This is a genomic window from Roseibium sp. RKSG952, assembly GCF_009711355.1.
The window spans coordinates 1-5,862 of the sequence record NZ_SMMF01000726.1; the positions used below are offsets into that span (position 1 = coordinate 1).

Below are 5,862 nucleotides of genomic sequence, written 5' to 3' on the forward strand. Positions count from 1 at the left end.
TGGCGCTCGCAGGATAAGTGCGTCTGAAGAATAGCGGTACTTCGGCCCGGATCAGAATTTGCGACAGAACCGACCCAGAAGATGATATTTCTTCTAAATTTCAGATTGTGATTCCGTGAAATGCAATTCAATATAATGCTGATTTTCCGGATTTGCTTTTTCGAATTTTAAAAAATCGCCACGAGGTGCCAGCATGCGTGACTACCTGTTTGGCTTTACCACCACCCGCAATCCCGCAACGATTTCAAGGGAAGAGCGGGACAGATTTCATATCCTCATGATTGAGAGCGACCGGCAGCAGACCCGCTACTGGTCGGATCACGAGCGGGAGACCTTCGTTGGCCTGCTGCAAACCATCAGGCGGCGCGGCGTCGGCGTCACCGGGATCCCTTCGCTGCAGGCTCTCAAGGCGGATTTCGCAAATCTGCTCGCGTTTTATCGGGCAGTTGTTTCGGATAAGCGGCGGACCGACCTGTCGGATCTTCATCAAGTGGCAAACGATCTTGGCGCAAGCGCGCTTCCTTCTGGCGACAGGGTCCTGCTTTGGGACAGTTTTGCCCACTATCTTTGGGTTGATGAACAGCGCACTGCCGTCGATACGGTTCGCGCTATCATGATTGCGGACAAGATCCTGAACAAACTTGAAGAACTTGAGCCGGACGATCTGTCGGAAAAGGACAATCAGGCCAACTTGCGCCGCATCGCCAAGGCGCAAGTGGTCCTGCCGCTACCAGTTGAAGCGCCCGGTCGGTTTGCGGCTCAGAAGGGGCTGTCGGGCCGCCAGCAGGACCTGCTCGAGCAGGCCCATGACCGGATTGTAAATGGTGCGGCAAAGCGCAGGCTCTCATGGGTGCGCCGCGAGTTCGCATTCGCAGTCGCGAAGCTTCGGGCAACTCCCGCAGAACCGGTCTCGCCAAATGATCCCGCCCCGAACCCGGGGAGAACACCGCCGTCCGGACCGGATGTGATCACCAGCCGCCCGCCCATGACCAGCAGGACCGTCGACGCGTCCGGGCAACCGATTGCAGTCACTCTTCGTCCGGAGGAAGAGCTGACCGCTGTTCTGGACACCATCACGGCGCCCGCGGCAACGGCCGTTTTGCTGCCCTTGCGGGAAAAGAGCTTGAGCATTCAAACCATGCAGACCGCTCTGGACGCGGAATTTGTTCAGTCCGAGGACGACGCGGAAGGGGAAATAGAAACCACCTATCAGGTGGCGTTCTGGGCGTTCGGAACCGAGTTCATGGTCGAAGAGCGCATTCCTGCAGGCGCCATGATCGTCAAGGCGCACAGAAGCCGTATCGCAGGTCTCGACCGGACGGACATGTTCCTCACCTATTTTCATGACCGCAAGGTGCCAAAGCTTGCCGAAGTTCAGGGGACGTTGACCATAGACGGCACGACACGGACGATTTCAGGAGAACCTCTGGACACGGACGAAGATGGTTTTCAGACGTTTCAGCTCAATGAAACCCCGCTTGAATCGAGTGTTGTCGATGTGGATCTGGCCCTTAGATCAGCGCTTCCTGATGGCGAACTGGTCAGGCTCGACCGGTTTCGTGTTTTCGCCCAAAGCCCTCAGTTCGCCATTCCCGATCTGACAGAGGAAACTGTTGAAGGACTTCAGCCTCCGCCGCCTCTGCACGGGATCGAGAGCCTCGGGGTCATCGAATACCGGAGGGTTGAGCAGGAGCTTGCCTGTTACGTCACCGGCGCCGTATCGCGCATCGAGAGCATTCCGGCCCGTGCTTTCAAGGAACGCAGCACACGGACATTGTCGGCCACAGAAACCGAACAGGAGGTCACTCAGGAGCTCGCCAGCGAGCGGCAGACCGATAGTGAAACCACCGAAAAACACGAAATGCAGTCCGAGGTTGAATCGGTGATCAGTTCCGAGCTGTCCAAGACATTCGATTTCGGAACCGGTGTCAGCGTAAAACTCCCCGGTGTCGGCGACTTGACCACTGAAACCAGCACCAACTTCAACATTCAAAGTGCTGCGGAAGAGTCGACCAGTCAGGCCATCACAATGGCCAAGCAGGTGACGCAGAAAGTGCAAGACAAGATCATGAAAAAGTCGACTGCACGCCGGAAGTCTTCCGTGAAGCATGAGTTCGAAGACTACGTCAAACAGGGGTACGACAACCGGCTCGGCGAAAATCATGTTGTTTGCGTCCACCGTTGGGTCGACAAGATCATGAGCAATTATCTCGTCAATTACGGCCGGATGAGTGTGGTTGAATTTGTCATTCCGGAACCGGCAAAAAACTTCATCCGTGCTCAGGAAGCGACACGGCAAGAAGAGGATTTCGAGGCCCGCCGCCCGAAATCACCGAAGGCCATGGGGCTGCGCAGTCCGAAAAGCATCAAAAGCGGAAATTACCGCCGGTTTGCGAAGGCATATGGTGTCGAACTCGATCCGCCGCCGCGGGAGACCATTGTCATCAGCCGGGCATTTTCAGACAGCATGTCCATGGTTGGCGCCGGAGAGGACAGTCTTGCAAGTCCCAACCGTTCGGTGAGCTGGAATGATATCGCCGTTCCGGACGGCTATGCAGCCACATCCGCACTGGTCCGGGCGAAGGCCGAGGATGCTCTTAGGGTCGACGGGGAGGTGTTTTCCGGCGGCGGCTACATTCAGATTTCGGTTGCAAATGGCGAATTTCAAAAGGCTCACATCACCACGCCGGTTGATCTCGACAAGATCGAAGGCTCCGTTCCCGTTGGGGTGATGTCGGTTGGCGCTGGCGCATTCGTCATCAATGTCACGGTTACCTGTTCGCGGAAATACGACACCCTTCACCGGTGGCAAATGCAAAGCTATAGCCGCTTGATGGAGGCCTATCGCGCCTTGAAAGACGCTTATGATCAAAAGCGTGCGGAGCACGAAGCCGAGGCAGATCGGGCACTGGATCTCAATCCGCGCTTCAAGCAGCAGGTCATGGAGCGGGAACTCAAGCGTATCTGTATCGAGATGATCGCCGATCAGCATAATATCGAAATCACCGGCGATCACTACAATCCGGCACCCGATGGAGAGCTTTATCCCTTGCGGTTCTCTGTCGCCCTTGACCGCCACGCGAAACTGGTGAGGTTTCTGGAGCAGGCCCTGAACTGGCCCTTGATGTCCTACATCTTCTACCCCTATTTCTACGCGTCGCGGGACAGCTGGGCTGTGAAGATTTCTCACGAGGCAACAAGGGACCGGCTGTTTGCGGCTTTCCTCAGCTCCGGAATGGGGCGGGTGATGTTGCCGATCCGTCCGGGATTTGAAGCTTCTTTTTCCTATTTTCTTCAAACCGGGCAGGTGTGGTTCGGGTCAGGGTTTGTGCTCGACAGTGAAGACGACCTTTATCTGTCGATCGCGGACGAGATGATCACCGGGACACAGGAGCGGGTCATTGAAGAACGTTGGCAGACCAAGCTGCCGACCAACCTGACCATCCTTCAGGATTCGGCCGCTGCCATGATCGGTGAGGGATTGCCTTGCGAGATCTCGGAAAACCGCATTGGCACGGGCAGCAGCACGCTCGCCCCGGTGTTACCCGAAGCTGCCGCGAACACCGGGGACTGATCCGCCATGGTGAGCCATCCGGATCGCGCCTTGAACAAGGTCCTGAGGGATCTGTCACGGGTGGAAACCAATGTTGGCAAAATCACATTACAGGAAGGAAAAGGCACCACATCAACCGTTGCTCATGTGGTTTACGAGCAGGCTGCCACCCTCGAGGTTCCGGGCTTCAGTATAGACGACCATTTCCTCAAGGATCTGACAGGTCCGATAGCATCAAAGGGAGGAGAAGCGCGTATTGTCATCCGGATCGAACTCTATTTTTCGGCAAGTGGCGTCAGCCTGTTGCATCTGGCCGAAAAGCTGACGCTTGACCGGGGCACGAACGTAATCATTCTGGCTGAAATCCGGGACCGGGGCAGCCGGGACTGGCTGTCCGGGCAGGTGTTCCGTGTCCTGCGCCGGTCCGACTACTCCATGAGCCGCTATCATAGCGATACGATCGATCTCGCACCGCTTCTGGCCCGTGTGCTGAATGTCACCAGGTCCGACTACAGGGACATGATCGAGAGCGCGTTTGAAGGTTCCTGGTTCGAATTTTTCAATGTGCAGCAGGGTATTTCCGAAGCCCTGATCTGGACAATCGATGCGCTGCAACCGCTTGTTGATGCCTTTGCAAAAATCCTGAATGACGGGACCATGCCGCGCGAGCTGTGGGACAATGATCTGTCTACGCCCGACTTTCAGGACCTTTTGGAGGACCTGGGGCAGCGTCTCGACAACGCCACCGCCTGGGTCCTTGATGCCATTGGCGGTCTTCCCCGGCTGGCGCTTGTCGAGGAAATCCGGGACTGGGGTGTCGCGGACCTGATCCCCGAGACGATCAAGTTGATTCAATGGGCACAGGATGCGTGGAATGCGACGCTGGACACACTTACCGAAATCACATGGTTCATCCGCCGTAACATGCCGTCGGGAAAAGATATCCTGTCGACTGTGATTGGCTTCTTTTGCGGTCTTTGGGATGGCGTCATTCAGGCCGCAGCCGGTGTGATTGAAACGGTGTCGTTGGCGATGACGCTCGCAAAAGCCTCCATGCGCGCGCAAAGTTCCCCGGCACTCGCCGCCCAGACCGTCGCCGAAGCATTTGATGAAATGGTGCAGATTCTGTCGCGGATTGATTGGCTCAAGCTGTGGCACGTGCTGCGTGACGAGATCTATCCGGCATTGAAAGACGTTTTGAATGCGGCGGCAGAAGCCTTGCCGGACAAATTGTCCAAAAGCCCGTCGACTGCCGGTTATTACACCGGGTTCATTGTCTACAACATCGTCGAGATTTTCTTTCCGCCCCTGAAGATCACCAAGGCTGCGCGCGCCGGCCGAGTTGCCAGTGAAGCCGCCGGTTTCTCCGGAAAGCTGGTTGCCGGATGAGCCGCCGGCCCAAACTGGCCCGCGCCATCAACCGGCGCAAACCGGCCCCGAAGGTCAAAACCTTTACGGATCTTGTCAGGCTTGCCACGCGGGGGCTTGACGATGCGGTCGGTCAGGATGGCAGCCGGGCAGCCAAGGAAGTAAGTTTGTATCTGAGGCGTCTGGTTGCAGAGCTCAAAAGTGTTCTGACGGTCTCGGTCCGCATTTTTACGCCGGGATCCGGGCCGTCAATTCTGGGCTATGTGCCCAATTCCCGGCGGGTACCGAAAATCATCAAGCAGCTGAGCGGGGCCAAGCAGACCCGCTATAATGGAATGACCTATTGGTCCCGGAAAACCGGTGGTGTTCGGGAAGCGATTGGCGTGGTCAATCCGGATCGGTCGATCACCGTGGAGCTTGGTGGTTACATTTTTCCCTTTCCCGGCGGGGCCTCCAATTTCAGGAAGGTCAGCGGCAACGATTATTCGCTGCTTTTGAAACCGGCGGGCAAAAAGACGGTCGGCAAACATCCGCTAAAACGCAAGAACCCCCGAAACGGAAAGGTGGAGACCTATGAGCGTTGCCATCTTTGGGGACATGGGTTCGGTGATGAAGCTCGCGACGGCATCATGTATGGCCCGGCAGAGTTCAATCAGTTCTGGCAGAACAAGAATGTCGAGGAGTATATCCGCAAGCTCGGAGAGCATGCCCGGGCCATGAAGGGAAATCTTGTGCTGCGCGCGAAGGCGACCAGCTATTCCCCGGCAGATATTGCTGCGCAGACCATCAAGGACGGCGTTCAAAAGGGGCAAAAGGTGCGGGCAGGTGACGGCGAGTTTCTTTTGAAGGAAGTCACCTATGAATTGATGATCGAAAGTCCGCACAAACCCGGTGTTTTTGAGCCCTTGCACAAATTGGTCTTTGAAATCCCACCGCCATGG

General features: G+C 56.5%; 3 protein-coding genes. All 3 read left to right on the top strand.

Features of this window, described 5'->3' with window-relative positions; translation table 11 throughout:
- Positions 1-193 precede the first annotated feature (193 nt).
- Positions 194-3,574 (top strand): hypothetical protein, encoded by a 3,381-nt coding sequence (locus E1297_RS04840; protein ID WP_155134613.1) that lies wholly within the window; start codon positions 194-196, stop codon positions 3,572-3,574.
- 6 nt (positions 3,575-3,580) lie between these two features.
- Positions 3,581-4,942 (top strand): hypothetical protein, encoded by a 1,362-nt coding sequence (locus E1297_RS04845; RefSeq protein ID WP_155134616.1) that lies wholly within the window; start codon positions 3,581-3,583, stop codon positions 4,940-4,942.
- A partial coding sequence (locus E1297_RS04850; protein WP_155134620.1) for a polymorphic toxin type 4 domain-containing protein occupies positions 4,939-5,862 on the top strand: 924 nt, incomplete at its 3' end. The genes E1297_RS04845 and E1297_RS04850, both read left to right, overlap by 4 nt.

What these genes read in the sequence shown, in the direction of transcription:
- E1297_RS04840 (WP_155134613.1), top strand. Translation starts at nt 194, where the DNA reads ATGCGTGACTACCTGTTTGGCTTTACCACCACCCGCAATCCCGCAACG.
- E1297_RS04845 (WP_155134616.1), top strand. Translation starts at nt 3,581, where the DNA reads ATGGTGAGCCATCCGGATCGCGCCTTGAACAAGGTCCTGAGGGATCTG.